34 protein-coding genes are annotated in these 26,866 nt (G+C 62.3%); 30 read left to right on the top strand and 4 right to left on the bottom strand.

What is annotated here, in order from left to right:
- Positions 1 to 3: 3 nt before the first annotated feature.
- Positions 4 to 915 carry an ImmA/IrrE family metallo-endopeptidase gene (locus B0G62_RS25955; protein ID WP_103707041.1) on the bottom strand — a complete coding sequence of 304 codons (912 nt, stop codon included), beginning with the start codon at positions 913 to 915 and terminating at the stop codon, positions 4 to 6.
- Entirely contained in the window at positions 912 to 1,232 is a 321-nt protein-coding gene (locus B0G62_RS25950; protein ID WP_103707064.1) for a helix-turn-helix domain-containing protein, read from the bottom strand. The genes B0G62_RS25955 and B0G62_RS25950 overlap by 4 nt, the downstream gene beginning before the upstream one ends.
- A 204-nt stretch (positions 1,233 to 1,436) precedes the next feature.
- Between B0G62_RS25950 and B0G62_RS25945 the strand changes: the two genes are divergently transcribed.
- From B0G62_RS25945 to B0G62_RS25875, 15 genes are all read left to right on the top strand, one after another.
- Positions 1,437 to 2,666 (top strand): hypothetical protein, encoded by a 1,230-nt coding sequence (locus tag B0G62_RS25945; RefSeq protein ID WP_103707040.1) that lies wholly within the window; start codon positions 1,437 to 1,439, stop codon positions 2,664 to 2,666.
- Positions 2,629 to 3,630, top strand: coding sequence for a hypothetical protein (locus tag B0G62_RS25940; RefSeq protein WP_103707039.1), 1,002 nt, complete (start codon positions 2,629 to 2,631; stop codon positions 3,628 to 3,630). Before B0G62_RS25945 ends, B0G62_RS25940 begins: the two co-directional genes overlap by 38 nt.
- Positions 3,631 to 3,813: 183 nt before the next feature.
- Entirely contained in the window at positions 3,814 to 4,050 is a 237-nt protein-coding gene (locus B0G62_RS25935) for a helix-turn-helix domain-containing protein (RefSeq protein ID WP_059670960.1), read from the top strand.
- Positions 4,051 to 4,061: 11 nt separating this feature from the next.
- Complete coding sequence (locus B0G62_RS25930; protein WP_103707038.1) at positions 4,062 to 4,547, top strand: hypothetical protein; 486 nt, start codon at positions 4,062 to 4,064, stop codon at positions 4,545 to 4,547.
- A 2-nt stretch (positions 4,548 to 4,549) separates the two neighbouring features.
- Positions 4,550 to 5,299 carry a BRO-N domain-containing protein gene (locus B0G62_RS25925; RefSeq protein WP_103707037.1) on the top strand — a complete coding sequence of 250 codons (750 nt, stop codon included), beginning with the start codon at positions 4,550 to 4,552 and terminating at the stop codon, positions 5,297 to 5,299.
- Positions 5,299 to 6,120 (top strand): ATP-binding protein, encoded by an 822-nt coding sequence (locus B0G62_RS25920; RefSeq protein ID WP_103707036.1) that lies wholly within the window; start codon positions 5,299 to 5,301, stop codon positions 6,118 to 6,120. The genes B0G62_RS25925 and B0G62_RS25920 overlap by 1 nt, the downstream gene beginning before the upstream one ends.
- Before the next feature lie 2 nt (positions 6,121 to 6,122).
- Entirely contained in the window at positions 6,123 to 6,749 is a 627-nt protein-coding gene (locus tag B0G62_RS25915; protein WP_103707063.1) for a hypothetical protein, read from the top strand.
- A 14-nt stretch (positions 6,750 to 6,763) separates the two neighbouring features.
- A complete protein-coding gene (locus B0G62_RS25910; RefSeq protein WP_103707035.1) occupies positions 6,764 to 7,228 on the top strand; it encodes a DUF6511 domain-containing protein in 465 nt (154 codons plus the stop codon).
- Entirely contained in the window at positions 7,225 to 7,962 is a 738-nt protein-coding gene (locus tag B0G62_RS25905) for a hypothetical protein (RefSeq protein ID WP_103707034.1), read from the top strand. The genes B0G62_RS25910 and B0G62_RS25905 overlap by 4 nt, the downstream gene beginning before the upstream one ends.
- 22 nt (positions 7,963 to 7,984) lie before the next feature.
- Positions 7,985 to 10,261 (top strand): phage/plasmid primase, P4 family, encoded by a 2,277-nt coding sequence (locus tag B0G62_RS25900; protein WP_103707033.1) that lies wholly within the window; start codon positions 7,985 to 7,987, stop codon positions 10,259 to 10,261.
- A 144-nt stretch (positions 10,262 to 10,405) separates the two neighbouring features.
- On the top strand, positions 10,406 to 10,876 hold the full coding sequence (locus B0G62_RS25895; protein WP_103707032.1) for a crossover junction endodeoxyribonuclease RuvC: 471 nt from the start codon (positions 10,406 to 10,408) through the stop codon (positions 10,874 to 10,876).
- Positions 10,873 to 11,088 carry a hypothetical protein gene (locus B0G62_RS25890; protein WP_103707031.1) on the top strand — a complete coding sequence of 72 codons (216 nt, stop codon included), beginning with the start codon at positions 10,873 to 10,875 and terminating at the stop codon, positions 11,086 to 11,088. Before B0G62_RS25895 ends, B0G62_RS25890 begins: the two co-directional genes overlap by 4 nt.
- On the top strand, positions 11,081 to 11,464 hold the full coding sequence (locus tag B0G62_RS25885) for a DUF6362 family protein (protein WP_059671004.1): 384 nt from the start codon (positions 11,081 to 11,083) through the stop codon (positions 11,462 to 11,464). The genes B0G62_RS25890 and B0G62_RS25885 overlap by 8 nt, the downstream gene beginning before the upstream one ends.
- Before the next feature lie 194 nt (positions 11,465 to 11,658).
- Positions 11,659 to 13,047 carry a site-specific DNA-methyltransferase gene (locus B0G62_RS25880; protein ID WP_103707062.1) on the top strand — a complete coding sequence of 463 codons (1,389 nt, stop codon included), beginning with the start codon at positions 11,659 to 11,661 and terminating at the stop codon, positions 13,045 to 13,047.
- Positions 13,040 to 14,296, top strand: a complete 1,257-nt coding sequence (locus tag B0G62_RS25875) for a site-specific DNA-methyltransferase (protein WP_103707030.1) — start codon at positions 13,040 to 13,042, stop codon at positions 14,294 to 14,296. Before B0G62_RS25880 ends, B0G62_RS25875 begins: the two co-directional genes overlap by 8 nt.
- A 16-nt stretch (positions 14,297 to 14,312) precedes the next feature.
- On the opposite strand, the gene B0G62_RS25870 is transcribed toward B0G62_RS25875, so the two are convergent.
- Positions 14,313 to 14,825: a DUF3489 domain-containing protein gene (locus B0G62_RS25870; protein WP_103707029.1), complete on the bottom strand. Its 513-nt coding sequence runs from the start codon at positions 14,823 to 14,825 to the stop codon at positions 14,313 to 14,315.
- A 122-nt stretch (positions 14,826 to 14,947) separates the two neighbouring features.
- Here B0G62_RS25870 and B0G62_RS25865 point away from each other — a divergent pair, with 122 nt between their 5' ends.
- The 6 genes from B0G62_RS25865 to B0G62_RS25845 all read left to right on the top strand — a co-directional run bounded on the left by B0G62_RS25865 (position 14,948) and on the right by B0G62_RS25845 (position 20,067).
- On the top strand, positions 14,948 to 15,271 hold the full coding sequence (locus B0G62_RS25865) for an HNH endonuclease (RefSeq protein WP_167401339.1): 324 nt from the start codon (positions 14,948 to 14,950) through the stop codon (positions 15,269 to 15,271).
- 203 nt (positions 15,272 to 15,474) lie between these two features.
- The gene (locus tag B0G62_RS25860; protein WP_103707027.1) at positions 15,475 to 15,948 is read left to right on the top strand and encodes a phage terminase small subunit P27 family; all 474 of its coding nucleotides are present in this window, start codon (positions 15,475 to 15,477) and stop codon (positions 15,946 to 15,948) included.
- Positions 15,948 to 17,660, top strand: a complete 1,713-nt coding sequence (locus B0G62_RS25855; protein ID WP_103707026.1) for a terminase large subunit — start codon at positions 15,948 to 15,950, stop codon at positions 17,658 to 17,660. The genes B0G62_RS25860 and B0G62_RS25855 overlap by 1 nt, the downstream gene beginning before the upstream one ends.
- Positions 17,657 to 17,809 (top strand): hypothetical protein, encoded by a 153-nt coding sequence (locus B0G62_RS31800; RefSeq protein ID WP_167401338.1) that lies wholly within the window; start codon positions 17,657 to 17,659, stop codon positions 17,807 to 17,809. The genes B0G62_RS25855 and B0G62_RS31800 overlap by 4 nt, the downstream gene beginning before the upstream one ends.
- Before the next feature lie 3 nt (positions 17,810 to 17,812).
- Complete coding sequence (locus tag B0G62_RS25850; protein ID WP_103707025.1) at positions 17,813 to 19,066, top strand: phage portal protein; 1,254 nt, start codon at positions 17,813 to 17,815, stop codon at positions 19,064 to 19,066.
- Positions 19,063 to 20,067, top strand: coding sequence for a S49 family peptidase (locus B0G62_RS25845; RefSeq protein ID WP_103707024.1), 1,005 nt, complete (start codon positions 19,063 to 19,065; stop codon positions 20,065 to 20,067). Before B0G62_RS25850 ends, B0G62_RS25845 begins: the two co-directional genes overlap by 4 nt.
- Before the next feature lie 29 nt (positions 20,068 to 20,096).
- Here the strand turns inward: B0G62_RS25845 and B0G62_RS25840 are convergent, their stop codons facing one another.
- Positions 20,097 to 21,374 (bottom strand): phospholipase D family protein, encoded by a 1,278-nt coding sequence (locus B0G62_RS25840; protein ID WP_103707023.1) that lies wholly within the window; start codon positions 21,372 to 21,374, stop codon positions 20,097 to 20,099.
- Positions 21,375 to 21,511: 137 nt separating this feature from the next.
- Here B0G62_RS25840 and B0G62_RS25835 point away from each other — a divergent pair, with 137 nt between their 5' ends.
- Genes B0G62_RS25835 through B0G62_RS32340 form a run of 9 tightly spaced genes read left to right on the top strand, consistent with a single transcriptional unit; the run spans position 21,512 to position 26,860 of the window.
- Positions 21,512 to 22,801 carry a phage major capsid protein gene (locus B0G62_RS25835; protein ID WP_103707022.1) on the top strand — a complete coding sequence of 430 codons (1,290 nt, stop codon included), beginning with the start codon at positions 21,512 to 21,514 and terminating at the stop codon, positions 22,799 to 22,801.
- A gap of 18 nt (positions 22,802 to 22,819) precedes the next feature.
- Complete coding sequence (locus B0G62_RS25830; protein ID WP_103707021.1) at positions 22,820 to 23,290, top strand: hypothetical protein; 471 nt, start codon at positions 22,820 to 22,822, stop codon at positions 23,288 to 23,290.
- Between the two features lie 23 nt (positions 23,291 to 23,313).
- Positions 23,314 to 24,183, top strand: coding sequence for a head-tail connector protein (locus B0G62_RS25825; protein ID WP_103707020.1), 870 nt, complete (start codon positions 23,314 to 23,316; stop codon positions 24,181 to 24,183).
- A 10-nt stretch (positions 24,184 to 24,193) separates the two neighbouring features.
- Positions 24,194 to 24,547: a phage head closure protein gene (locus tag B0G62_RS25820; protein WP_103707019.1), complete on the top strand. Its 354-nt coding sequence runs from the start codon at positions 24,194 to 24,196 to the stop codon at positions 24,545 to 24,547.
- A complete protein-coding gene (locus B0G62_RS25815; protein WP_103707018.1) occupies positions 24,540 to 25,100 on the top strand; it encodes an HK97-gp10 family putative phage morphogenesis protein in 561 nt (186 codons plus the stop codon). The genes B0G62_RS25820 and B0G62_RS25815 overlap by 8 nt, the downstream gene beginning before the upstream one ends.
- The gene (gene gp17 / locus B0G62_RS25810; protein ID WP_059670981.1) at positions 25,097 to 25,450 is read left to right on the top strand and encodes a tail completion protein gp17; all 354 of its coding nucleotides are present in this window, start codon (positions 25,097 to 25,099) and stop codon (positions 25,448 to 25,450) included. The genes B0G62_RS25815 and gp17 overlap by 4 nt, the downstream gene beginning before the upstream one ends.
- Positions 25,451 to 25,495: 45 nt before the next feature.
- The gene (locus B0G62_RS25805) at positions 25,496 to 26,131 is read left to right on the top strand and encodes a phage tail tube protein (protein ID WP_103707017.1); all 636 of its coding nucleotides are present in this window, start codon (positions 25,496 to 25,498) and stop codon (positions 26,129 to 26,131) included.
- A 34-nt stretch (positions 26,132 to 26,165) separates the two neighbouring features.
- Entirely contained in the window at positions 26,166 to 26,585 is a 420-nt protein-coding gene (locus B0G62_RS25800) for a hypothetical protein (protein ID WP_103707016.1), read from the top strand.
- The gene (locus B0G62_RS32340; protein ID WP_244193374.1) at positions 26,582 to 26,860 is read left to right on the top strand and encodes a phage tail assembly protein T; all 279 of its coding nucleotides are present in this window, start codon (positions 26,582 to 26,584) and stop codon (positions 26,858 to 26,860) included. Before B0G62_RS25800 ends, B0G62_RS32340 begins: the two co-directional genes overlap by 4 nt.
- The last annotated feature ends 6 nt before the right edge of the window (positions 26,861 to 26,866 follow it).

Genomic DNA, 26,866 nt, shown 5'->3' with positions numbered 1-26,866 from the left:
GATCTACCGCACCGGGTACTGTCCGTTGCGGATGAACCGGTCGAAGCTGTCCTCCTCGGCCTCTTCATCATCATGCCGGGGCCGTTGCCATTCCGCGTCGGGCAACGACAGCAGCGTCAATGTATAGTCGTACTGCCCTGCCACCCGGGTCATTTCGGTAACGGGCATGCTGGCAGGTTCATGTTGAAACCAGTGCTGCGCTCGGCCCGTCTGCTGATCGCCTGCACTCCAGCCGTTATCGCTGTGGGCAAGCGCCTGGCGAGGCAACTCGATTGTGTTCCTGCGCGTCGCAAAATATGCCCCCGATTTGAACGCCGCCTCGTTCGATTTCGCCCACAGCATATGGTCGTCGCGACTGGCCACCAGCACGACACGCTTCGGCGCGATTTCGGTCCAGCGCAAAGCTGCCGCTGTCAGAGAAACGCCGTAGCGATCGGCACAGTGACCGAGCAGATCAAAGCTGACCGGCTGCCCGTCCACCTGTCGCCGGAAATCATCCAGCGGCATCAGCAGGGTCGAGGCGAAGACATCCGCCTCAGCCTCGATATCGCGCCCATTGTTGTCGCCCGTCTCAATGTCATCGGTGCCGCACTCAAAACGGTCCTGCTGATGGCGGTGCAACAGGTAGTGGGCAAATTCGTGAGCGACGGTGAAGCGCTTGCGCCCCTCCGATCGCACGGCGCTGTTATAGACGATGAGCCATTTCGACCGTGCCTTGTTCGCAGCCAGCATGCCTTCAAAATCATCCATGTCCTCGCCGACCACCTTGTCGATCGGTGAATCCGCGAAGCACTGCCGTGAAAACTCCAGCGCCAGTTCATCGACCTTGACCGGAAACCGGTCCACACCGAGTACAGCGTTCAGCATCGACGAAATCTGATTAGCTGCCGCCTTCGGCTTTTTCACAGCCGTCATTCGTCCTCCCAGGCATCCAGGATCTTCCGGATTTTTTTCTTGTCCGGCTCGGACATGCTCTTGTACTTGCGGAAGAAAGCTTCGTCGACCACTTCCTCGTCGGGAGTCGTCGTGGACTCGTTCAGCAGAAATTCCGTCGTCACATCGAGCACGGCAGCGATCTTCCCGATCTTCTCAGCCGACGGCTTCGGGTCGTCCTTGTTTTCCAACTCCCAGATATAGCTCTTGCTGGAATCGGTCAGCTCGGCCAGCTGCTCGAGACTGAGCTTTTTTTCCTTGCGCCGCGCACGGATCTTGTCACCCAGGGGGGATGGCACTGAAATCTCCTGATCGTTCCCGTTTACCCTGAAAATGATACCACCCGACCGAACGAATTCGTAACTGCTTGACAAACCCATCACTGTCCCGAAATAATCGTATCCGTTCGGTAAACCGAACGTCATCGATCTGTACATCCCGATCAAAAACAGGGCCACACAGACCGAAGCCAGCCTGATCCACACGTTGAGAAAGGGGTAGCGATGAACGATGCAGAGAATCTGTCGAAATTGCTCGGCCATGTGACGCCGGCCGTGTTCCACGAATTCATGGTCGATAAATTCGGCCTGGATCTGGTGGATCTGGATGACGACCAGACCAAGCGGGACCAGCGGGCGGCGATGGAAGCCGAACTGGCAAGCCTCGATGTCGGGGAACGGCAGCAGATCGAGGAGGTTGCCGAACGCATCGTGTTGCTGTCCGATGGTCCTGGACAGGACGTCATCGACGGGATCAGCCAGGACATCTTCGATGAGCGGGCCCAGACAGCGTTTTCCGCAATTCGCAACCAGTACGAGCGCGCCATCTGGCTGTATCGCCATGTTCCGTCGCTATTCGATGAAGCCCTGAATGCCCGGCAGGCGGACGTATTCCGCCAAAGTGCGACCTGCTATTCGGGGTACTTGGCCCCCAAAAATCTCGCAGTGCTGGACGATGTGGAGGCGCGGCAGTCCTTCCACAATGCAGTGGCCGAACAGCTTGGCTGTGCAGCGACAGACGTCGCCGTACAGGTGTTCAAGCGACTGCGCCCGGACACGCAGACCGGCGAGGACATCGAGCTGTACCAGATCAGTGTCCACCACAACCGCCCGCCCGAAATCGTCGATTGCGTCCAGGACAGTGAACTGGTGCCGCAGGAGGTCGTGCGTGCCGTGTCCTCGCACGTCACCTACGAGCCGGCCAACGGTCATCTCGAAATCCTGTCGAAAGACACGGACGGACGTGAATCGCTGGCGCGCATCGCAGCAGACTCGTTGCTGCAGTCGCCGATCACCGGCGAAAAGGTCCCGCTCAAGCAATACGATTACCAGAGCCTGGCCGCTCCCCGGAATTTCGACATCTCCGGTGAAAACGTCGCGTCGGTCAAGGTGATCGAGCTCGGCTATGCATCTGAAAACCATCGATCACTGCTGGTAAAAATCTGGGCAAAGGACACCGACGACATCTACACGGCCGCCCGTTCCCTGATCTCCACGAGCTTCGATTTCCGTGACCACCACCTCAACTACGCGAAGCTTTCGATTCGCATCAAGAAGGTCGGCATCGATCGCGCACGCACGATCACCGTCATTCTGCGCGACGAAAATCGCTGCAATATCAAGACCAAGCGGGAAAAGGATCGGGCGCTGTGCGACCGCCTGCTCGCCAGGTGGAATCTGGTGAAGGAGATCGGAAGTGCAGACGACACCACTGACGACGCGCTCGCTGCTTGAGCTGATCGCACTGTTCGAACAATCGAACCAGCCGATCCCCGACGCGGGCGGGCAACGTCTGCAGGGCGTGCCCGGATGGAGCCTGCCGCGCACGACGGCCCTGTCCCGGCGCGATCTCGACACATGGACCGAGTGCATCGGATACGCCGGTGGCTACCCGGCTCCCCGCGGCGATGAAACGGTCATGGTCGATCTCGAGGAAGATGAGCCCGAACGGTATCGCTACCGCTGTCCAGAAACCTTCCGCTCCAAATACGTGCCGGCTGATCTCGTGGCAGTTCATGCTGTATCGGACACCAGGCTGTTGAACTACCTGGCGGACCTGCTCGGAATTCCACAGGCTCATCGCCGTGGCATCACGATGCCGGCCATTGGTAGCACGCTGTGGAACCTCGGCAAGATGCGCATCGCCGACGCGCAGGTCGATGTATGGCTGGTGCGAGGGCTGTCGTCATCCATCGACCGGGTCTTCGGCCACTTCCGTGCTGCGTCACTACCCGAACAGGGCCTGATTTTCACAACAGGCCAAGGCCTGCCCGACATTGTGCCGCCACCCCGTAGCTACCGCATCGTTCCGATCTCCGGCGTTCTGGTGGACTACGTGATCAAGCCACAGGTCGACACCGACCTGCTCCATCGCCTACTGGTAGCACCGGCGGGTAGCAAGGAGGAAAAATCGCTCCCGGTTCGCTTCGACCCGTACACCAATACGCTGGTCATCGCCACCAGGGCGGACAAGCCTTGGACCATCAAAGGTGCCAAGCAGATCGCCGTGGTGAAGTATCTGGTCGAACAGTTCGAAAACGGCCGCACCCGCGTTTCTGCCGGTGACATCCTGGTCGCCGTTTACGGCTCACGGGAGGCAGCGCGCGGCAAGCGCGTTCCAAGCATCTTCAGCAGCAACAACCAGTGGCTCGACTACATCACGCATGACGACGCGGGGTATGGCATCAAGCTGGAATAAACCTGCGCTGACATTCGGCTTCACGCACAACCGCCTTCGGGCGGTTTTTTGCTTTCTGGGCCCGGCTTTCTCTGGCTCCGTCTGAGCCCGTACATCAGCCCGTACATGGCGTTGGCTGACGCCCGTACATCCCGAATTCGAACATGGCCTCACGTTTTCGCAACCACTCGAAAGGAGAAAAACGTGACCGTCAAACACCTCAATCAACGCGATCTGGCTGAACGCTGGGACATCAGCGAGGCCACCCTCGAACGCTGGCGCTCCGATGGCATCGGCCCCGTCTTCATGAAACTGCAAGGGCGCGTCCTGTACCGCCTCGAGGATGTCGAAGCCTACGAAACGGAAAGCCTGCGCCGAAGCACGTCCGAACCCTTCGAAGGGAAAGGGACTGCAGCCGTCCACGCTTCGATGAACCAGTAAGGGGAATCGCCATGACCGATATGACGATTTTCCCCGCCGACCTCGCGGCCATGTCCGTGGCCCAACTCGCGGCTCTTCCTGCGGCCCAGAAAGCCGAAATCCACCGCAACCTCGCCGAAGCCAGCGAATGGCTGAAATCGGCCCGCGCGAAGTTCGACGCGGCGCTCGATGCCGCTTACGGCGAACAGGCTCGCGCAGCTCTGCGTGACTCCGGTCGCGACTTCGGCACTACACACGTGTCCGACGGCACGCTGCGCATCACGTTCGAACTGCCGCGCCGCGTGTCCTGGGACCAGGAAGGCCTGTCCAAGATGGCCGCACGCATCACGGCTGCCGGTGAGCGAGCAGAGGACTACGTCGACGTTGAGCTGTCGATTCCCGAATCACGCTTCTCGAACTGGCCGCCGGCATTGCGCGAGCAGTTTGCGTCGGCTCGTACCACCAAACCCGGTAAGCCGACTTTCCGGCTGGCCCTCCTCAACGACATGGGAGCCTGACCATGACGAATATCCTTCCGTTCGAATTCGAAGCCCACGCAGTGCGCGTCCATATCGATGACGCTGGCCAGCCGTGGTTCAACGCCAATGACGTGTGCACTGTGCTCGAGTTCGGTAATCCGCGCCAGGCCGTCGAATCGCATGTCGATGACGAGGATGTCCAGAAGTTGGACACCCTTACGCCAGGCGGCCGTCAGCGCCAGAACCACGTCAACGAATCGGGGTTGTATGCCCTGATCCTCGGCAGCACCAAGGACGCGGCAAAACGCTTCAAGCGCTGGGTCACGAGCGAAGTGCTGCCCGCCATTCGCAAGACCGGCAGCTACAACGCCGTCGCCAGCCTGCCCGCACCGACCCAGGACCGCGTGTCGTCGATCCTCCTGATCGGCGAGGCCGTGGCGAAGGTCCCTGGCGTCAAGGCCGGCATTGCGATGGCTGCAACGCTGACCTGTATCCACGAGAACACCGGTATCGCCGTCGAAACGCTGCGCCGCGCGTTGCCCGCGACGGACGCACCCATCTGCTCGCTCAACGCCACGCAGGTTGGCCAGCTTCTGAGCATCTCGGCGAAAGCCGCAAACCAGCGTCTTGCGCGTCACGGCCTGCAGATGCGCAACGACCGCGACGAGTGGGAGCTCACCTCGGCTGGCGAAGCGTGGGCCGAGGCCATGCCGTACTCACGCAACGGTCACTCGGGCTACCAGATTCTCTGGAATCCGGCAGTCGCCGAGCTGCTGAAGGAGGCCGCGTAATGGCTCTGCCCATCATCACCGCTGACCAGCGGCTAGCCGAGCGCCAAGGCGTCAAGATCGCCGTGTTCGGCAAGAGCGGTATCGGCAAGACGAGCCTGCTCCGGACGCTGCCCGAGGCCACCACCCTGTTCGTCGATCTCGAGGCGGGTGACCTCGCAGTGCGCGACTGGCAAGGCGACTGCATGCGCCCGGCTACCTGGCCGGAATTCCGCGATCTCGTCGTGTTCCTCGCAGGCCCCAACCCGGCCCTGCCACCGGAGGTGCCGTTCTCGGACGCGCATTTCCACCACGTATGCGAACGCTTCGGCGATCCGGCGCAGCTGGTCCGCTACGACACGTACTTCGTCGACAGCATCACCGTGCTCGCGCGTCTGGCACTGATCTGGGCCAGAACCCAGCCGCAGGCCGTGTCCGATCGCACGGGCAAGCCCGACATGCGCGGTGCCTATGGCCTGCTTGGCACGGAAATGCTCGCGGCACTGACCCATCTGCAGCATGCGCGCGGCAAGAACGTCGTGTTCGTCGCGATTCTCGACGAGCGTGTCGACGATTTCAACCGCAAGGTGTTCACCCCGCAGATCGAAGGCTCGAAGACTGCCGCCGAGCTGCCTGGCATCGTCGACGAGGTCGTCACACTCGCCGAGATCAAGGCCGACGACGGCACCTCCTATCGCGCATTCGTCACCCACACGCTCAACCCCTACGGCTATCCGGCCAAGGATCGCTCTGGTCAGCTCGACCTGCTCGAGCCGCCCGATCTCCACGCGCTGATCCGCAAATGCGCAGCCGCAGCGACCCAATCCCCGACGACGAGGAACTGATCATGTCCCAATGGAACGACTTCAACGATGCCGACGCCCAGCACGCTGGTTTTGAGCTGATCCCGAAGGGCACCGTCGTACCGGTTCGCATGACCATCAAGCCCGGTGGCCATGATGATCCCGAGCAGGGCTGGACTGGCGGGTACGCGACCGAATCGTTCGAGACGGGCTCGGTCTATCTGGCCTGTGAATTTGTCGTGACCGACGGCCCGTATGCCAAACGCAAGATGTGGACGAACATCGGCCTCCACTCCCGCAAGGGGCCGACCTGGGGGCAGATGGGGCGCAGCTTCATCCGCGCAACTCTCAACAGCGCTCGTCACGTCCATCCGCAGGACAACAGTCCGCAGGCATCGGCTGCCCGCCGCATCGAGAGCTTCGCCGATCTCGATGGCATCGAGTTCATCGTGCGCGTGGACATCGAGAAGGATGCGCGCGGCGATGACCGCAACGTCGTCCGCATGGCGGTCGAACCGGATCACGCCGACTACCCCGCATTCATGGGCAGTGCCGCGAAGCCTTCGGGCTCCGGCGGCCAGTCGGGTGCTCCGGCACAGACCGCGCCATCTTTCCGTCCCGCGCCGACCACGACCCGACCGGCACCGGCGGGCAAACCTGCCTGGGCCTGACGCGGAGATCCCCAATGAAATGCTGGGTCTGCACCCGTCAGGCCCGGGGACTCACGCATGCCGATACCCGTCACGGTATCGGCAATCCCCGGCGCTACCCGATTGACGGGGCGTTCTGCTCGCGACGCTGCCAGGACGCCTTCCATGCGCTGTACGGCACCAGGCTTCGTGCCCTGGACGGCGGCGCAACCATTGCGGAGAACACCATGATTGATCCGACTGAAGTCGAACGCGCCGCAATGAAGCGGTGCCTCAAGGCCTTCGGCGAAGCCGCTGGCGAGATTGGTTTCGACAAGTCCCTCGGCGCGTATGCCGAGGAAGAAGCCCTGCGTGTGATTGACGCGATCGTCACCTGCTGGACGGAACAGATGGTCTCGCACCACGAGGCGACGCGCCAGTCCACCGTGCGCGGAACGACGCCACCGCGCGATCCGTTTGCCGATATGGCAGACGACCTGCCGTGGGAGGTCGCGCAATGATGGATTTCAATTCTTCGTCCGTTTTGTCGGAGCGGATCACGACACTGATTGATGCCGGCATGCAGCGCACGAGCAAACGTGAAGGCAGTCGCACGTATCTCGGTGCCTCGCGTCTGGGGGCCGCGTGCGAGCGTGCATTGCAGTACGAATACGAGCGCACCGCCGTCGACCACGGTCATGATTTCCCGGGCCGCATGCTGCGCATCTTCGAGCGTGGTCATGTGATGGAGGACTGCATGGTCGCATGGCTGCGTGATGCCGGATTCGATCTTCGCACACGCAAGGCTGATGGCGAGCAGTTCGGCTTCTCGGCTCTCGATGGTCGGCTGCAGGGACATATCGACGGTGTGCTCGCCGGCGGCCCCGACGACGTCAGCTATCCGGCGCTCTGGGAAAACAAGTGCCTCGGCGGCAAGTCGTGGCGCGAATTGCTCAAGCACCGGCTCACCGTCGCCAAACCTATCTATGCCGCACAGGTCGCGCTCTACCAGGCCTATCTCGGTCTGCACGAGCATCCCGCCGTGTTCACGGCAATCAACGCCGACACGATGGATCTCTACATCGAGCTGGTTCCGTTCGATGCGGTGCTCGCCCAACGCATGTCCGACCGTGCCGTGACAGTGATTGGCGCAAGCGATGCCGGCGAACGACTGCCGCGCGGATTCAATGACCCCACTCACTTCGAATGCCGGATGTGCGCGTGGCAGGACCGCTGCTGGAACACACGGCCATAACCGCAATCGGGGAGAACTCAAAATGATCGATTTCAACGACATCCCGTCCTCCGTACATGAGGACACGAACCGTGACGAGATACGCGCGACATTGATTGCCCATATCGAATCGGTCCTCACCGTCCTGTACCCGGCAGGCAAGCAGCGCCGGGGTCTGTTCCTTGTCGGTGACGTATTGGGTAGCCCGGGCGATAGCCTAGAAATAGTGCTCGCCGGAGAGAAGGCCGGATTGTGGACCGACCGCGCTACCGGTGACGGCGGCGACATCTTCGATCTGATCGCGGCATGGCTCGGTGTCAACGCTCACGTCGATTTCCCGCGCGTGCTGCAGGAGGCACGCGAGCTGATTGGACAGAGCGCCCTCACGCCGAAACGACGCACGAAAAAGGAAGCGCCGGTCGACGATCTCGGCCCGGCCACGGCCAAGTGGGATTACCTGGATGCCAGCGGCCAGCTGATTGCTGTCGTCTACCGCTACGACCCACCGGGCCGGAAGAAGGAATTCCGGCCGTGGGATGCGAAGCGCCGCAAGATGGCCCCGCCCAATCCGCGCCCTCTCTACAACCAGCCGGGCATGGTCAATGCCGCGCAGGTGGTCCTGGTCGAAGGAGAGAAATGCGCACAGGCATTGATCAACGCAGGCATCGTCGCAACCACGGCGATGCACGGTGCGAACGCGCCCGTCGAGAAGACCGACTGGTCTCCGCTCGCGGACAAGGCCGTGCTCATCTGGCCCGACCGCGACAAACCCGGCTGGGAGTATGCGACGCAGGCGGCACAGGCCATCCTCACGGCAGGCGCGAAGTCTTGCCACATTCTGTATCCACCCGAGGAAGCTTCAGAAGGGTGGGATGCAGCAGATGCCGTGGCTGAGTGTTTCGATCTCGCAGCCTTTCTCGCCCAAGCCCCGCGTGCCCAGATCTACAACATCGACATCGAACAGGAACCGGCCGTCGGCAGCGACGAATCCGTATGGGGCACGGAAGACGCGCTGGCGCTGGCATTCACCCGCCGCTACTACCGCGACTGGCGCTACGTGTCGGCATGGGGACGCTGGATGATGTGGGACGGTCACCGCTGGCGCGCCGAAGACACGCTGGCCGCGACCGACCTGATCCGTAGCGTGTGCCGCCACACGGCCATGCATGCCGACAATCCGAAGATTGCCGCCAGACTCGCCAGCTCTGGGACGGTCGCTGGCGTCGAACGGCTGGCTCGATCGGATCGCCGGCATGCGGCCACCACCGCGGAATGGGACGCCGACCCGTGGCTGCTCAATACGCCAGGTGGCGTAGTCGATCTCACGACCGGCAGACAGCGCGCGCACGACCGTACCGACCGGATGACTCGGGTCACGACGGCGACCCCAGGCGGCAACTGCCCGATCTGGCGGCAGTTCCTCATCGAGGTCACCGGCGAGGATATCGAGCTACAGGCCTATCTGCAACGGACGGTGGGCTACGCGCTCACCGGTTCGACGCAGGAGCATGCGCTGTTCTTCCTCTACGGTACGGGCGCCAACGGCAAGTCGGTATTCGTGAACACGCTGGCAACGATCCTGGGCGACTACGCCACCAACGCACCGATGGACACATTCATGGAAACGCGTAATGACCGGCATCCGACGGATATGGCGAGCCTGCGTGGCGCGCGCTTTGTGTCGGCGATCGAAACGGAACAGGGGAGGCGCTGGGCCGAGTCGAAGATCAAGAACCTCACGGGTGGCGACAAGATCTCCGCGCGCTTCATGCGGCAGGACTTCTTCGAGTTCCTACCGCAATTCAAGCTGTTTGTTGCCGGGAACCACAAACCCGCGATCCGCAACATCGACGAAGCCATGAAGCGGCGGCTGCATCTGATCCCGTTCACGCTCACCATCCCGGCTGAGCGGCGCGACAAGCTGCTCCAGCAGAAACTCCTGGCCGAGCGCGACGGCATCCTGGCGTGGGCAATCCAGGGCTGCCTCGACTGGCAACGTTTGGGGCGACTTGACCCGCCGCAACAGGTGAGAGACGCGACCGAGGAGTATTTCGAGGCCGAGGATGCACTGGGCCGCTGGCTCGACGAACGCTGCGTGCGTGAGGTCAACGCGAAGTCGCTAAGCGCCGAACTGTTCAGCGACTGGAAGCAATGGGCGGAATCCGCCGGTGAGTTTGTCGGATCACAACGACGGTTTTCCGATCTGCTCATCACGCGTGGATACGATAAATGGAAAAACCCGGCGGGTCTGCGCGGTTTCCGAGGCATTGACCTCAAACACCCGCATACCCCCGCATACACCCCATACGCCGACAACTGAGTCCCCATTCGAGCATGCCGACCGGCGCATCTGGCACAAAACAACGTAACTCGTATACGCGTGCGCGTGTGCGCGCGCACACAGAGGTATTACGTTTTGCTCTGCCAGTTGTGCCGTTCCACTCCGACAGGAACGACTGCAATCATGATCACGACGATTCTCGCCCTCGATCTGGGCACGACCACCGGCTGGGCGCTGCGCCGGTGTGATGGCGGTATCACGAGCGGCACGCAGCACTTCCGACCGCAACGTTTCGAAGGCGGTGGCATGCGCTTTCTGCGCTTTCGTCGCTGGCTTTCTGAACTGCACGGCAGCGCCGAGGATATTCACGCTGTGTACTTCGAGGAAGTGCGCCGTCATGCCGGTGTCGACGCAGCACATGCGTATGGCGGATTCCTCGCCACGCTCTCGGCATGGTGCGAGCACCACCGTATCCCGTACCAGGGTGTGCCGGTGGGCACAATCAAGAAGCACGCGACCGGCAAGGGCAACGCGGGCAAGGAAGCGGTGATTGCCGCGATGTGCTCGCTCGGTCACGCCGTCACCGATGACAACGAGGCCGACGCACTCGCACTGCTGCACTGGGCCATCGACACGCAGGAGGCAATCGCATGAAGATCCCGATTCCATCTTCCCCGTCGTCGCTCGCGCGTCACCAGCCCTTGGCCATGGATGTCGATGCCGTGAAACGCGACGGCTGGCAGCGCCAGCGCATCCTCGTTGTCGCAGAGCAGGACGAACGGCTGGATTTCATCGAGCGCGAGTTCGTGCGCCGGATCGGCAACCGGCTCTATGGCCCGCCCGGCCACGGAGGTCGCCATGGCTGAGTGGAGCGTCGATACTGTGGCAGCACGCTTTGTCGAGGCAGCGGATACCAGCCACCGTCTGCCGCCCGTGCGTGTTCAGGGTTACTTCAACGTCTGGCCGGAATTTGTGCGGCGCGAATGGGAAGCACTTGCGAACGAGGATCGCGAGTGCCGTCCGTTGCCGCCGTCACCATCTGCGGTCGACCGGATGCTGGAAACGATGCGCTGGGTGCAGTGGCTCGAAGAGGAACAGCGGCATCTTGTCTGGATGCGTGCCGAACGGCATCGCTGGGAAGACATCGCGAAGCGCTTCGGCTGCGTCGCGCGGACTGCCCAGCGCCGGTGGGATAGCGCCATGCAGCACATCGTCCAGCAACTCGATAACGGGAATCAATAGACGTTGCGGGTCGTTAAGGGGTCCCTCAAGCATATGCAGACTAATACCAAGATCCCACGATTTTCGGGGTGTCGCATTTTGAGGAAATTTCGCTAAGATTGCGGCTATGGTTGCGAGAGGTGGATCTCGCACCGCCCTCTCCTCTCTTGCCCGCGATGAGCGCCGCTCTCGCGGGTTTTTTATTTCCGCTCCCGATGCCGGCCCTGCAAATCGACTATCGTCCGATCGAGTCACTGATCCCGTACGCCCGTAACGCGCGCACGCACAGCGATGAGCAGATCGCCCAGATTGCGGCGAGCATCCGAGAATTTGGCTTCAACAACCCGGTGCTGGTCGATGGGCACCGCGGCGTCATCGCTGGTCACGGTCGCCTCCTCGCTGCGCGCAAGCTTGCGATGACCGAGATGCCCGTGATCGAACTCGCGCACCTGTCCGAGACGCAGAAGCGTGCGTTCATCCTCGCGGAGAACAAACTCACGGAACGCGCGGGCTGGGACGGCGAACTTCTGTCGCTCGAGCTGGCCGATCTGCAGGCGGCCGGGTTCGACCTTGATCTGACCGGCTTCGATGACAACGAGATTGCGGAGCTGCTCGGTGACAGCGAATCCGAGTCGGTCGAAGGCGACGACGCCGCTGACGATGTGCCGGAGGCACCGACCACGCCGGTCACTCGGGCTGGTGATGTCTGGCAGATTGGCACGCATCGGCTCATCTGCGGTGATGCCGCCGATCCGACGGTCATCGCGACACTGATGGGCGAAGATCGCGCATCGTTGTGCTTCACCAGCCCGCCCTACGGCAACCAGCGCGACTACACAAACACGATCGTCGATTGGGACGGCTTGATGCGCGGCGTGTTTGCCGCACTGCCGATGGCCGCAGACGGCCAGGTGCTCGTCAATCTCGGCCTGATCCATCGCGACAACGAAGTCATCCCCTACTGGGACGGCTGGCTGCAGTGGATGCACGCGTCCAGCTGGCGGCGCTTCGGCTGGTATGTGTGGGATCAGGGCCCGGGAATGCCCGGTGACTGGAACGGCCGCCTCGCACCAAGCTTCGAGTTCGTTTTCCATTTCAACCGCGAAGTGCGGCGTCCGAACAAGATCGTGCCGTGCAAGCACGCCGGCCAGGAATCGCATCTGCGTGCCGATGGCTCGTCGACCGCAATGCGCAAGAAGGACGGCGAAGTGGGTGGCTGGTCTCACGCCGGCACGCCAACACAGGACACCCGCATCCCCGACAGCGTGATCCGGATCATGCGACACAAGGGCACTATCGGCGACGGCATCGATCATCCGGCCGTGTTCCCGGTCGGGCTGCCCGAGCACGTGATGCTGGCATTCTCCGATGCGAGTGACGTCGTGTTCGAGCCGTTCAATGGCTCCGGCACCTCGCTGCTCGCGGCGGAACGCACGCGCCGTCGCTGCCGTGCAGTCGAGATCGCACCCGAGTACGTGGATGTCGCGATCCGCCGCTTCCTGCAGCACTACCCGGACGCCGAGGTGACACTGGCGAGCTCCGGACGGTCCTTCGAGCAGGTCGGAGCCGAACGTGTCGCCATCGACGAGGTCGCCTATGCGTAATCCGGTCACTGACGTCAAAATCGAGTTGCGACCGGTCGACGTGCTGATCCCGTATGCGCGGAACGCCAAGCAGCATTCCGATGCACAGGTGGCGCAGATTGCCGCAAGCATCATCGAGTTTGGCTGGGGTGCGCCGATCCTGGTCGATGGCCAGAACAACGTCATCGCCGGCCACGGTCGTCTGCTCGCGGCGCGCAAGCTCGGACTCACCGAAGTGCCAGTGGTGCCGATGACGCACCTGACCGACATCCAGCGTCGCGCGCTGATCCTGGCCGACAACAAGATCGGCGAGAACGCATCGTGGGACGATGAGCTGCTAGGCCTCGAGCTGGCCGAGCTGAAGGACGCCGGCATCGATCTCGCGCTCACCGGCTTCAGCACCGACGAATGGGATGCGCTGATCGCCGGCGACGAACCGGATCACGGCGGGCAAACCGACGAAGATGCCGTCCCGGAGGTCGATGAGATCCCGGTGTCACGTGCTGGTGATGTCTGGCTGCTCGGCGAGCATCGGCTGTTGTGTGGCGATGCAACGAAGGCCGAATCGTACAAGACGCTGCTCGGCGATGAGCTGGCCGACATGGTGTTCGCGGATCCGCCGTACAACGTCAACTACGCGAACACTGCGAAGGACAAGCTGCGCGGCAAGAATCGTCCGATCCTGAACGACAATCTCGGTGCCGGCTTCGAGGCGTTCCTGACCGCAGCCTGTCTGAACATCCTGGCATTCACCAAGGGCGCCGTGTACATCGCGATGTCGTCGAGCGAGCTCGATACGCTGCAGTCGGCGTTCCGTACCGCTGGTGGTCGCTGGTCGACGTTCATTATCTGGGCCAAGAACACCTTCACGCTCGGCCGCGCCGATTACCAACGTCAGTACGAGCCAATCCTCTACGGCTGGCGCGACGGGGCCGATCACTTCTGGTGCGGCGCACGCGATCAGGGCGATGTCTGGCAGATCAGGAAGCCCGCGAAGAACGACCTGCATCCGACGATGAAGCCGGTCGAGCTGGTTGAACGCGCGGTGCGTAACAGCAGCAAGACGCGCGACATCGTGCTGGATCCGTTCGGTGGCTCGGGCACGACGCTGATCGCATGCGAGAAATCTGGACGACGCGCGCGACTGATCGAACTCGATCCGAAGTACGTCGACGTGATCGTGCGCCGCTGGCAGGACTATACGGGCGCCGAAGCGACACGCGCCCACGATGGAGCGCGCTTCGGTGAGACTTTGCAGGAGCCTCAGTGAGACTTTTCCGGGGGCGTCAGTCGGCGATCCGGTAGATGCGTTCCTCGCCCTGTTTGTCGGATGTGACGTTGAGTCCGAGTTTCTTCTTCAGAGCGCCGGCCAGCGTGCCTCGCACCGTGTGGCTTTGCCAGCTGGTCGCCTCGCAGATCTGCGCGATCGTGGCGCCTTCCGGTCGGCGCAGCATCGTGATCACCAGCGCCTGCTTGCTGTTCTCACGCGTGCGGCGTGGTGCCTTGATCCCGAGGTTTGCTTCGGCGGTTTCGACTGCTGTCTCCATCTCGGGATCGGCAGGATCGACGGGCTCCACCAGTCCAGGGCGCGGTGCGCCCAGCGCATCGTAACCCTCGGCGGCCACAAACCAGTCGGTGCCGTCGGCGGTGATCAGGGCGCGGTTCGACAGGCCATCGATCACCTTTTTGCGGGCGCCACCCTTGATGTTGTCGGGAAACCAGTCGATCTTGCCGCTGGTGTGGTTGATGGCGTAGGCAAGGATCGCGTGTTGGGCGGGCGTCAGTTCGATGGTGCTCATGGTCGTGCTCCTCTCGTGGTGGATAACGACTCCATGAACACGCTGTTCAATCATGAAGCCAAGCGGAAGATGTGATGCCACGTGGAGCTCCGACGCCATGCCGGTTCCCAGGATGCGCGGCCGTGCTCGCGACGCCCGGCTTCTGCGCCACACATCGTGGATGGACGCATCGCGATTACGGTCGCGCCCGGCGCACGTTTGATGCGGAGCTCGCCTTCTACAAGTCGATGGCATGGCAGCAATGTCGCGCGGCGTATCTGCGCGCGCATCCGGTATGTGTCACGTGCCGGGCACGAGGGATGACCATCGCGGCCGTTGTGGTCGACCACGTGGTGCCGATCAAGGATGGCGGTGCGCGCTTCGACTGGGCCAACCTGCAGTCGCTTTGCGTGCCGTGCCACAACCGCAAGACGGCCACCGAGACCGCGCGGCGAAATCGACGTTAGAGGCGCCGTGTGCGGACGACCGAGTTTGACTCGCAAATTGCCTACCAGCAGCAAACCGGCGCCAGCCGTGGCCACGTGGGCGCCCACAGCGGCATCCATTGCCCCCCCGGGGGGGGATCGAATCTCTGCGGCCACCGGCCCCAGGATCGTGCGCGTGCCTGGATTTTTGCGCGTGCAAAATGAAAAACTTTTTTTGATGCTCGATGACCACCATGGCCGGCCGTAAGCCGCTACCCGCTGCCGTCAAGAAGGTCAAAGGCACGCTGCAGAAATGCCGGATCAATCCGCACGAGCCGCGCCCAACCGGGAAGCTCGGCGAGCCGCCCGAGTACATGTCGGATACCGCCAAGGAAGCCTGGCGCTACGCGATCGAGAATGCGCCGCCGGGACTGCTCTCGTCGCTCGATGCCGCCGTGCTGGAACGCTGGGCCAACTGCGCCGGACTCTATCGGGAGGCGCTGGCCAAGATCAATCGCGCTGGCGTGGCCGGCATGATCATCAAGACGCCGAGCGGCATCCTGCGTCGCTCGCCGCTGATGGACGTGATTCGCGATCTGGCGCTCGAGATGAAAAGCTACGAATCGGAAATGGGCTTCACCCCTGCGTCGCGCTCGCGGGTACAGATTGCGCAGGAACCGGCGAGCGCGCACGATCCATGGTCGGAGATCGCCGGCTGATGGCAACGTCGAGCTACGCGATGACTGCCCGACGCTATGCCGAGGCCGTCGTTGCGGGCAACGTCCCCGCCTGCCGCTGGGTCAAGCTCGCCTGCCAGCGGCAACTGAATGATCTAGCCCGATTCAAGGGTAAGAGCAGCCCCTATCGGTTCAATCCGAAGCTGTCGGACCGCTCCGGCAAGGACTTCGCGCCGGCGGACAACCTGTGCGCGCTCATCGAGCGCCTGCCCCACGTCAAGGGGCCGCTGGCCGGTGAGCCAATCACGCTCGAGCCGTGGCAGGTGTTCATCCTGACCACTGTGTTCGGGTGGGTACAGGCCGATGGGCGGCGGCGCTTCCGCCGTTCCTATATTGAGGTACCGCGCGGCAACGCCAAGTCGACGCTGTCGTCGGCGGTCGGCCTCTATATGTTGGCTGCCGACGGCGAAGGCGGCGCAGAGGTGTATTCGCTGGCGACGACACGCGACCAGGCGCGCATCGTGTTTGGCGACGCACAGACGATGGCCCGGCGCAGCGCCGGGTTCCGTTCACGCTTTGGTGTCGCCGTCGGTGCGCACAACATGAATGTGCTGGCGTCCGGCTCCAAGTTCGAAGCGCTTTCCGCCGAGGGCTCCACGCTCGACGGCCTGAACATCCACTTCGGCTGCGTCGACGAACTGCACGCGCACAAGACGCGCACCGTCTATGACGTGGTCGAAACCGGTACCGGCAAGCGTAACAATTCGCTGCTGTGGGTGATCACGACGGCAGGCAGCAACCGGGCCGGGATCTGCTACGAGATCCGCTCATTCGTCACGAAGCTGCTCGAGGGCGTGTTCGAGGACGACAGCCAGTTCGGCATCGTGTACGGCCTCGACGACGGTGACGACTGGACGACCGAGGAAGCGCTGATCAAGGCGAATCCGAACTGGGGCATCTCGGTCCAGCCCGAGGTGCTGGTACCGCTGCAGGCCAAGGCCATGCAGTTGCCGAGCGCGGTCAACAACTTCAAGACCAAGCACCTCAACGAGTGGGTCAACGCCGACACCGCGTGGATGGATATGCGGGCGTGGGACCGGTGCGCCGATACTGCGCTCGATCTCGATACGTTTGCGGGACAGCCCTGCTGGATCGGACTCGACCTCGCGAGCAAAACGGATATCGCCGCGCTGATGCTGCTGTTCGCGCATCCCGAGATCGAAGGCGGATATGCCATCTTCGGTCGTTACTACCTGCCCGAGGACACCGTGATGGCGACCAGCAACAGCCAGTACGCGGGCTGGATGCGCAATGGCCGGCTCACCGTCACGCCTGGCAACGTGATCGATTTCGGGTGGATCGAGGCCGACCTGATCGAAATGTCGAGCCGCTTTCAGGTACAGGGCGTGGCCTTCGATCCCTTCCAGGCGACGCAATTGTCGACCCGGATGCTCGCCGAAGGCCTGCCGATGATCGAGGTGCGCCCGACCGTGCTGAATTTCTCGGAACCGATGAAGGCACTCGAAGCGCTCGTGCTGCAGCGCCGGCTGATCCACGACGGCGATCCGGTATTGGGCTGGATGGCGAGCAACGTGGTCGCCCATCTTGATGCGAAGGACAACATCTATCCGCGCAAGGAGCGCCCAGAGAACAAGATCGACGGCATTGTCGCGCTGATCATGGCGCTGTCGCGCGCGCTCGTCGGTGACGGCACCCCGAAGATGCCCGACGACTACACCTTGATGATCGTATGAGCCCGCTGACCTACAACTCCTCCTTGCTGACCGGTATTGCCCTGATCGGCTCGGGCCTCGCGCTTATCAGCATTCCGGCGGCACTAGTCGCGGTTGGCACGCTTGTGCTCGCGTTCACGGTGTTCGGCGCGCTCATCGCGAGGAAGTGATCCGTGCTGCTATCGATGCGCCTGAACGCGGACACCGGTGACCGGTCTCCGTGGGGCGATTTCTGGTTCTCGCCAGTGCCGTTCCGGGGCACGCCGCACTCGGTCAACGCCGACGCGGCAATGCGGCTCACGGCCGTATTCGCCTGCGTGCGCGTGCTCGCCGAATCCGTCTCAACACTACCGTTCATGCTGTACCGCGAGCGGCCTGATGGACGGAAGACACCGTTGCGCAACCACTGGCTTTACCGGCTGCTCGCCGTCCGGCCAAACGATTTCCAGAATCCGTTGGAATTCCGGGAGATGTTGCAGGGACACTGCACACTGCGCGGCAATGCGTTCGCGCAGATCGTCTCGAATGCCCGCGGCGAGGTCACGGACCTGCTGCCACTGCATCCGGATCGGGTGACGGTCGAACTGCTCTCCGATACGCAGTGGCGCTACCGGTATACGCGCCGTGACGGCAGCGAGATCGTGCTCGCACGAAGCGAAGTGTTCCATCTGCGCGGCCTGTCGCCGGACGGGATCGTGGGCTACAACCCGATTACGGCCGCACGCGAGGCGGTGGCCGGTGGACTCGCCGCGCAGGACTACGGGATGCGTTTTTTCATGAACGACGCGACGCCGGGTGGCTGGATCGAGATGCCGAATGCGTTCCCGTCCGATGAAAAGCGCCGCGAATTCCGCGAGGCCTGGCAGCGGCAGCAGACGGGCCGCAACCGGCACAAGACGGCCATCCTCGAGTTCGGGATGAAGTATCACGAGCTGGGCTTGAAGAACGAGGACATCCAGTTCATCGAGACGCGTAAGTTCTCCGTGTCCGAGATCGCACGGTTGTTCCGGATCCCGCCGCACATGATCGGCGACCTGGACAAGGCGACGTTCTCGAACATCGAGCAGCAGTCGCTCGAGTTCGTGATCCATACCCTGCGTCCGTGGCTCGTGCGCTGGGAGGAAGCGATCCGCTACCACTTCCTCGGCGAGGACGATGGCCTGAACGTCGAGTTTCCGGTAACGGCACTGTTGCGCGGCGATGCACAGGCCCGGGCGATGTACTACCACAACGGGATTCTCGATGGCTGGCTCACGCGTAACGAGGCGCGCCGTATGGAATCGCTTGATCCGCTCGACGGACTCGACGAACCGCTACGGCCACTCAACATGGTCGAGGAAAGCGATGCATCAAGTGCCCCGGCAACCGCGCAACCCGCACCCGACGAGTCAGATGAAACGTCCGACGATGCCAGGAATACAGAATGAAACATGCGCTCCTGATCTCTGAATTCCTGTCGACCCCATGGGCCATCATGCCCGAGCGACTGTCGGCCTTCGCCGGAGTGATCGCGCGCTGGTCGCTTGGTGCCATCGCCGATGCCGATACGATGACTACGGTCCAAACCGACTCAGCGGCCGTGGCAGCCCGACGAGGGGCAAGCGCACGAGCAGGCAACGGCTCAATCGCCGTACTGCCGATGTACGGTGTCGTCACGCAGCGCGGCAACATGGCCGATGATATTTCCGGCCCCGGATCCATGAGCACGCAGATGTTCGCGAAGGCGCTGCGCTCCGCCCTCGCCGACGATTCGGTCGACGCGATCCTGATCGATGTGGATTCGCCCGGGGGCAGCGTCTACGGCGTGCAGGAACTGGCCGACGAGATCTATCAGGCGCGTGGCCAGAAACCGGTCGTCACGATCGCGAATAGCCTGGCGGCCAGCGCCGCGTACTGGCTCGGCAGCGCCGCTAGCGAGTTTTATGTGACGCCCGGTGGCGAAGTCGGCTCGATCGGCGTGTGGTCGGCGCACGAGGACTGGTCGAAGGCACTGGCCGAGGCCGGCGTCACGACCACGCTCATCTCGGCCGGCAAATACAAGACCGAGGGCAGCCCGTACGAACCGCTGTCGGCCGATGCGCAATCGTTCATGCAGAGCCGCGTCGATGACTACTACAGCGCGTTCACGAAGGCCGTCGCACGCAATCGCGGCGTGCCAATCGCCAGTGTCCGGGACGGCATGGGCCAGGGTCGCGTGCTGGGCGCGCAGGCCGCGAAGGATGCCGGCATGGTCGACGGCATTGATACCTTCGACGGCGTGTTGCGCAAATTGACAGCAACGTACCGATCTACCGGAAAACCCCGATCATTGGATCAGCGTACGGATGTCGCTAAAGCGTGCCCCAAGGAAAACGAGGGTGACCGAGAGAACAGGGAGCTGAGCAGATTGGCGCTGCGTCGTCGGTTGATCCAGATCGCCAGCGTATGAGGACGTGGCTAGCGCAGGCGGGGGACTGCTCATAGCTGGGCCACCTGAGATCCAAAAAATCGAAGGACCTTGGTTGTACGTCCATTAATGACCGGAAGCTGTTCCCGATTGCACCAGCCGACAAGCTCCTGGACGTTTGCGCGGCCAAATTCAGAGAGCTTGTATTCGGGATTGAAGATGAGATTGGCCATTCTGTGCTCGATCCCGTCTTTACCGAAGACAAGATATGTCAATGATTCAATCACCTTCGCATGGTCATTGGCAGCGAGGAAAGTCGATTTCCATGTTGGCATTCCGCCTTCAAAGAATCTGAATCGGTCGTGGAATGAGTGTAGCGTGCAAAGCGCATCAAACATATGATCGGGCGATATAGCTCTCAACGACTCCGGAGAGTGGAACGCCTTCATGAGGCGAGGATAATTTTCTGGCACGATTGTTTGCTCGAAGTGTTTCCATGGCGTCGCGCGCCACTCTGGGATAAGGTCACTGATAAATGCCACTTGATCCGCAGCCGAGCGAATTGGTGCTTTTTCCCATGAGTCTCCTTGAGCCTTGCGCTCGCGGACGAAGCTTATGAAGGAGTCTATTTCGAGGCGCAGCGGAATCAGTGCTTCATCGACCTTTCTGTACCCTGAGTCCTCGTAAGCCTTGCGAACGATAGCGAATGCCGCAAGACTCTCCTGGTACGTTTTCCTGAATTCCTCGATATAAATCGCCTGGTTCGACTGCTTCGTCTTTTCACGCGTTATGTTCGACGGGGCTGAGTCACCGAGTTGATTCAGGATTTGCTGGCCGAGCTTCTCAGCGGCAGTGAGGTGTTGCTGAAACTGGCTGTAAAGATTTTTATATTTCTTCAAATCCTCGTCATGCAGTACCCTGGCTTCGCTCCAGTACCCAGAGAAGATATACGCGAGGTCAGAAAAGCGGTCATCCCGATGATCGATGCTGACGACGACTTCCTGATTGGTGAGGATGGCTGCCCCAGTCAGATTTGCGGATCCGACGAACGCAACGTCGTCGCCGAATATGTAAAGCTTGGGATGGAAGCTGTGCCCAGTGAAGTACCGTATCTGCACCCGAGGGTTGCCCATGAAGCGCTCCAGTGCCGTCGGATTCGTCGGGAAGCCGAGACGGACAATGAGCCGAATGGTGCACCCCGAGTCGAGCAGCTCGTCGATTACGGACGTCTCAGTGAAGAATGCGACTGCAATATAGACGTTGCATCCTGAGTCAGCGGATGCGAGAAGCGCATTCTTGAAGAAGTCCCTTTGATCATTGCGGTTGGCGTACAAGCCTGACGTATTCATTTGATCTATGTGCAAGAGTGGTTTGGTACTTTTTCTTCAGCCGAGCACAGTGTAGATCGAAAAGCCGTTTTCCTCACCATTACCGCAGTACACACGAAACCCGCCGTGAGCGGGTCTTTTCATTTCTGGAGCCCAATATGAGCAAAACCCTCCGCACGCTGCAGCAACGCAAGGCGGCGCTGGTCGCTGACGCGCGGAAGCTGGTCGAAGCCGCCCATGCGGAAGACCGTGACCTGAACGCGGCAGAGGCCGCGCAATACGACGAGTTGATGGCGTCGATCCAGGGCACGCAGCGGCAGATCGAGCGCGAGGAAGCGCTGCTCGAGGCGGAACGCACTGCCAGCGTCACGATCCCCGAGAACGCGCGCATTACTGTATCGGAGAATATCGAGCAGGATCCGAAGCGCGGCTTCCGGTCGCTCGGCGATTTCGCCAGGTCGGTCCAGACCGCGATTATCAATCCGATGCGCGCCGATGAGCGGCTCCGCTACGGGGCCGTCGCTCCCACCACATATGGCGGCGAAGGCTCCGGGCCGGACGGCGGTTTCCTGATCCCACCTGAGTTCTCGCGCGACATCTTTACACTGTCGCTCAGCGAGGATGCACTGCTGCCCTATACCGACGACTATGACATCGAGGGCAATTCGATGGTGTTCCCCAAGGACGAGACCACGGCCTGGGGCACGGATGGCATTCGCGCGTACTGGCAGGCCGAAGCCAACATTGGTACGGCGACGAAGCCGAAGCTGTCGGCCACAACCCAGTACCTGCACAAGATGATGGCACTGGTGCCGCTCACCGACGAACTGATCGCCGATGGCCCGGCGCTCACCCAGTATCTGAACCGCAAGATCGGTGACTCGATCCGCTGGAAAACCAACGATTCGCTGCTGTTCGGCGTCGGCAACGGGATGCCGATTGGTGCGCTGCAGGGCAATGCCGCAATCGTGGTGGCGAAGGACACGGGTCAGGCCACGCAGACGCTGACCATCTCGAACCTCTCGAGGATGATCGCCCGCCTGCCGCCGGGTTCGTTTGGCCGTGCGATCTGGCTGATCAACAACGACGTGCTGCCGGCGCTCTTCACGCTCACGCTGGGCAACTACCCGATCTATCTGCCGATCTCGGCCGGTGCCCAGGAGTCGCCTTACGGAATGCTGCTGGGCCGCCCGGTATTCGTCTCGCAGCACGCGAAGAGCTTCTCATCGCAGGGCGACGTGATCCTGCTCGACATGTCGTACTACCGCACCATCAAGAAGGCGTCGGGCATCGAAACCGCGACCTCGATGCACCTGTACTTCGACGCGGATGCGATGGCATTCCGTACCGTGTTTCGCCTTGACGGCCAGCCGACCATCGTCAATCCGATCAAGCCGGCTAACGGGGCGAACAACCTTTCGCCGTTCATCCAGCTCGCGGCCCGCTGATTCCGGGAGGATCCCACTATGTTTCCGAGTCTGAAACCCACCGATTTCGAGGCGTTGCTGAGCTCGATCGATCCCGCCAACCAGCCTGCCGGCACGGTCGCCACGGCCTGGATCCCGGTGCAGAACTTCCACACGTTCCTCGCCCTCATCGGCACCGGGGCAATGGGCACGAATGCCACGCTCGACGCGAAAATCCGCCAGGCACAGGATGCGAGCGGCACGGGCGCGAAGGATCTGCCCGGCAAGGCAATCACGACGATCCAGGCGGCCAGCGGTGCCAACGTGCAGGCACTCGTCAATTTCCGCAGCGGCGACGTGGATACGAACAACGGCTACGCGTTCGTCCAGCTGTCGCTGACGGTCGGCACAACGGCGTCGTTTGTCGCCGCGTACCTGTTCGGCGTAGGCGGCCGCTTCGATCCGCCGGTGGATGCATCCGCGCCGATTCCTATCAATCTCGGCGACGCGAGCGTCGTCCAGATCGTCTGAGTCCATCGTTGCCAGACTGACCCATGCCGGAAATCCTGCTCCAGCGGCCTGTAGGCGAGTCCGTTGATCTGGCCGAGGCAAAACTGCACCTGCGCGTGACCGACGACGCACAGGACACGCTGATCGCCTCGCTCGTGACCACGGCCCGGATTGCAGCCGAGACGATCACGCGCCAGCAGCTGCTCCACGCGCGCTATCAGCTCGTGCTGGACCGGTTCCCGATGGCGGGTATCGGTACGCCGCTGCCGTTCGAGCACGTGATCAACTATCCGGCCTTTGCGATCGTGCTCCCTCACGCGCCGCTCGTCGATGTTGTGTCGATCGACTATCTCGACATGAACGGCACGCCGCAGACGATGGATCCGGCCGACTACGTCGTCAACGCGGCGCTGATGCCCGCGATCATTACGCCCGGATTCGGAAAGATCTGGCCGATCCCGCTGCCACAGATCGGCGCTGTCACCGTGACGTATGACGCCGGCTACATGTCGGTGTGCATAGTCCCGGGCAGTCCACCGTCGACTCAGATTCAGGTGCGCGGCCCAGTCACGTGGGCCGTCGGCAATACCGTCCGGTTCTTCAATTCGGGCGGGGCGCTGCCGACGCCATTGCAGGTTGACGTCCCGTACACGGTGACGGCTGCGAACGCGGGCCTCTATGCCCTGCAGGATCCCGGCGGCAACCCGGTCACCCTGTCGGACGCAGGCAGCGGCACGAGCTATGTCTACGGTGGTGCGGAGCCGGTGCCCGAGGGCATCCGCAACTGGATCCTGCTGCGCACCGGCTCACTGTACGAGAACCGCGAGGAAGTGGCCATCCTCAACCGGGGCAAGGTCGAGGAACTGCCGTTCGTCGCGGGCCTGCTCGATCCCTACCGGCTGGCGTTGCCATGATGAGGCTGCCATGACCACGCAGATGCGAGCGGGCCAGCTGAACCGGCTGATGGCCATCCAGCAGCGCAGCACAACCCGAGACAGCTTCGGCCAACAGGTCGAGGCGTGGACGACCATCAAGTCGGTCTATGCGTACATCGAGGCGCTGAGCGGCAGCGAGCGTGCAGCCGCGCAATCGATCTCAACGGATGTCTCCCACCGTTTCACGGTCCGGTACGACGCGATCTTTGCTGATCCTCGCGTCGCGGCCACATACCGCATCGTCTACGCCAGCCGGATCTTCGACATCAATGCTGCGCTGAACATCGATGAATCTAACCGGAGCATCGAACTGCTCGCGAGCGAGGGACTGACGAATGGCTGAACTCCGGTGCATCAAGGGGCTGGACGAGTTTGCCAAGGCGCTCGAGCAGCTGCCCCGCAATATCGGTCGCAACGTGCTACGCGGCGCGGTCAATGCAGGCGCCACCGTGCTGCGCCAGCAGGCGGTTGTGTTTGCGCCGGTCTACGAGGGCGACGATCCACGCCAGGATCCCGGACGCATCCGGCGCGCGATCTACCAGAAGCAGATCCCCGAGCGCTCGAACGAACTGCTGCAGGTGTTCTACGTCGGCGTACGGCGCGGCCGGAAGAATCAGGTCAAGGTCCTGCGCGGCCGGGTCAAAAATCTCGACGCCTACTACTGGACGTGGCTGGAGTTCGGCCACGCCTATGTCCCGCCGCGTCCAAAGGGTATGTCGCTGAAGGCACATCGTGCGGCGGTCAAGGCGATGCCCAACGCGATCTGGGTTGAACCACGCTCCTTTATGCGGCCGGCATTTGCGATTGCGAAGGATCAGGCGATCCAGGCCATGATCGGTTACCTCGCAGCCCGCATTCCAAAAGAAGCGGCCAACCTCGGTCTGACGATGAAATGACCACGATCCAGGAGCAGGTCGCCACACTCCTGCAGCCGCTCGCCGCCGGTGGAGCCTCACCCCAGGTGCAACTGCAGGACAACACATACCCGTACATCGTCTACCGGCGCCTCGCGAGTCCGGTCTGCAACACGCTTTCCGGCAACGGCTCGCCCCCGATCAACAACACGCTCTTCGAGATCTCGTCCTGGGGCTACACGTATGCCGACGCCGTGGCGACAGCTTCGGCCGTGGCTGCTGCGTTCCAGTCGTGGAGCATCCAGAACGTCTTGCAGCATGAGCAGGACCTGTACGAATCCGACGTCAAAGCTTTCCGTGTCGTGCAGACGTTTTCCGTCTGGCACGACTGACCTGCTTCTGCTTTCCGTGTTTTCTTTCCCTCTGGAGTCACATCCATGACCTCGACTGCCATTTCGTCGCAGGGCTCGTCGTTCGCCGTGTCGGGCGGCGCGGGCGCCGCCGTCAGTATCACCGGAATCATTCTCGGCTACCCCACCATCATCGAGGCGACCGCGCACGGATTCACGAACGGCGACGTGGTGTCGTTCGCCGGCGTCGGCGGCGAGACGGGCCTCAACGGCCAGTCATTCGTCGTGACCAACGTGACGCCGAATACGTTCGCCGTCAACTACAACTCGACGGGCGGTGCATCGTGGACCTCAGGGGGCACGGCCGCACCCGTTACCTGGACGCCGATCGGCAACTTCAAGACCATCAAGGGATTCGACGGCAAGACCTCGAAGCTCGACGCGACGAACCTGGCGTCGCTCGCAAAGGAATACCGCGCGGGTCTGCAGGATCCAGGCAATTTCAGCTTCGACGTCGATATCGATCTCACTGATGCCGGCCAGCTCGCCTTGCAAACGTTGAAGGCGAGCAGCGCGCTCGCGAATTACCGGCTCACGCTGCCCAACGGCCACACCGCCACCTTCACCGCGTTCGTCGAATCGTTCCCCTGGGATGGCGGTGTGGACAAGCTGCTAACCGCCACCGTCAACCTGATCATCACCGGCCCGATCACGATTGTGTGATCTCCGCTTCCTGTCACCTCACCACGGAACTTCCATGTCCACGATCCTGAATCGTGCCGCCATCCTTGCGGCCAATGACCTCGCAACCGTTACCGTCGACGTGCCCGAATGGGGCGGCGCCGTCATCATCCGTTCGATGACGGGCGCGCAACGCGACGCCTATGAAACCAGCCTGATGACGAAGGACGTGTCGGGCCGGTACACGATCGATACCGAGAACATGCGCGCGAAGCTCGTGATCTTCACGGCGGTCGATGAGACCGGCACGCCGCTCTTCACACCGGATGACCTGTCAGCGCTTGTGGGCAAGAACGCGGCCGTGATCGAGCGCCTGTTCGTCACCGCGCAGCGCATCAACGGCCTGTCGAAGGACGCCGTGGCGGACGCGGAAAAAAACTCCGTGAGCGGCCAGCCCGACGCTTCTGCTTCCGGCTCGCCGCAGCCCTCGGCATGACGGTCCGGCAACTGCTGGCCAATCTCGACAGCAGTGAGCTGACCGAATGGATGGCCTTCGAGCGCATCGAGGCGATTGGTGAGGCACGAGCCGATCTGCGTGCCGGCATCATCGCCGCCGCCGTCGGCAATCACGGCAACCGTACCTTGCCCAAGCCCTACCGTGCGAGTGACTTCATGCCCTACCTGCCGCGCGTCGAGGAGAAACCGATCTTCTTCGACGACCCCGAGCAGCAGTCCGCCACGATCCTGAAACTGGTTTTCAACCGCACGTAATCGACC

It is taken from the genome of Paraburkholderia eburnea, assembly GCF_002917095.1.
Classification (GTDB): Bacteria; Pseudomonadota; Gammaproteobacteria; order Burkholderiales; family Burkholderiaceae; genus Paraburkholderia; species Paraburkholderia eburnea.
Note: the sequence above shows the minus strand (reverse complement) of the source record. Positions and strands in the feature narration are given on the sequence as shown.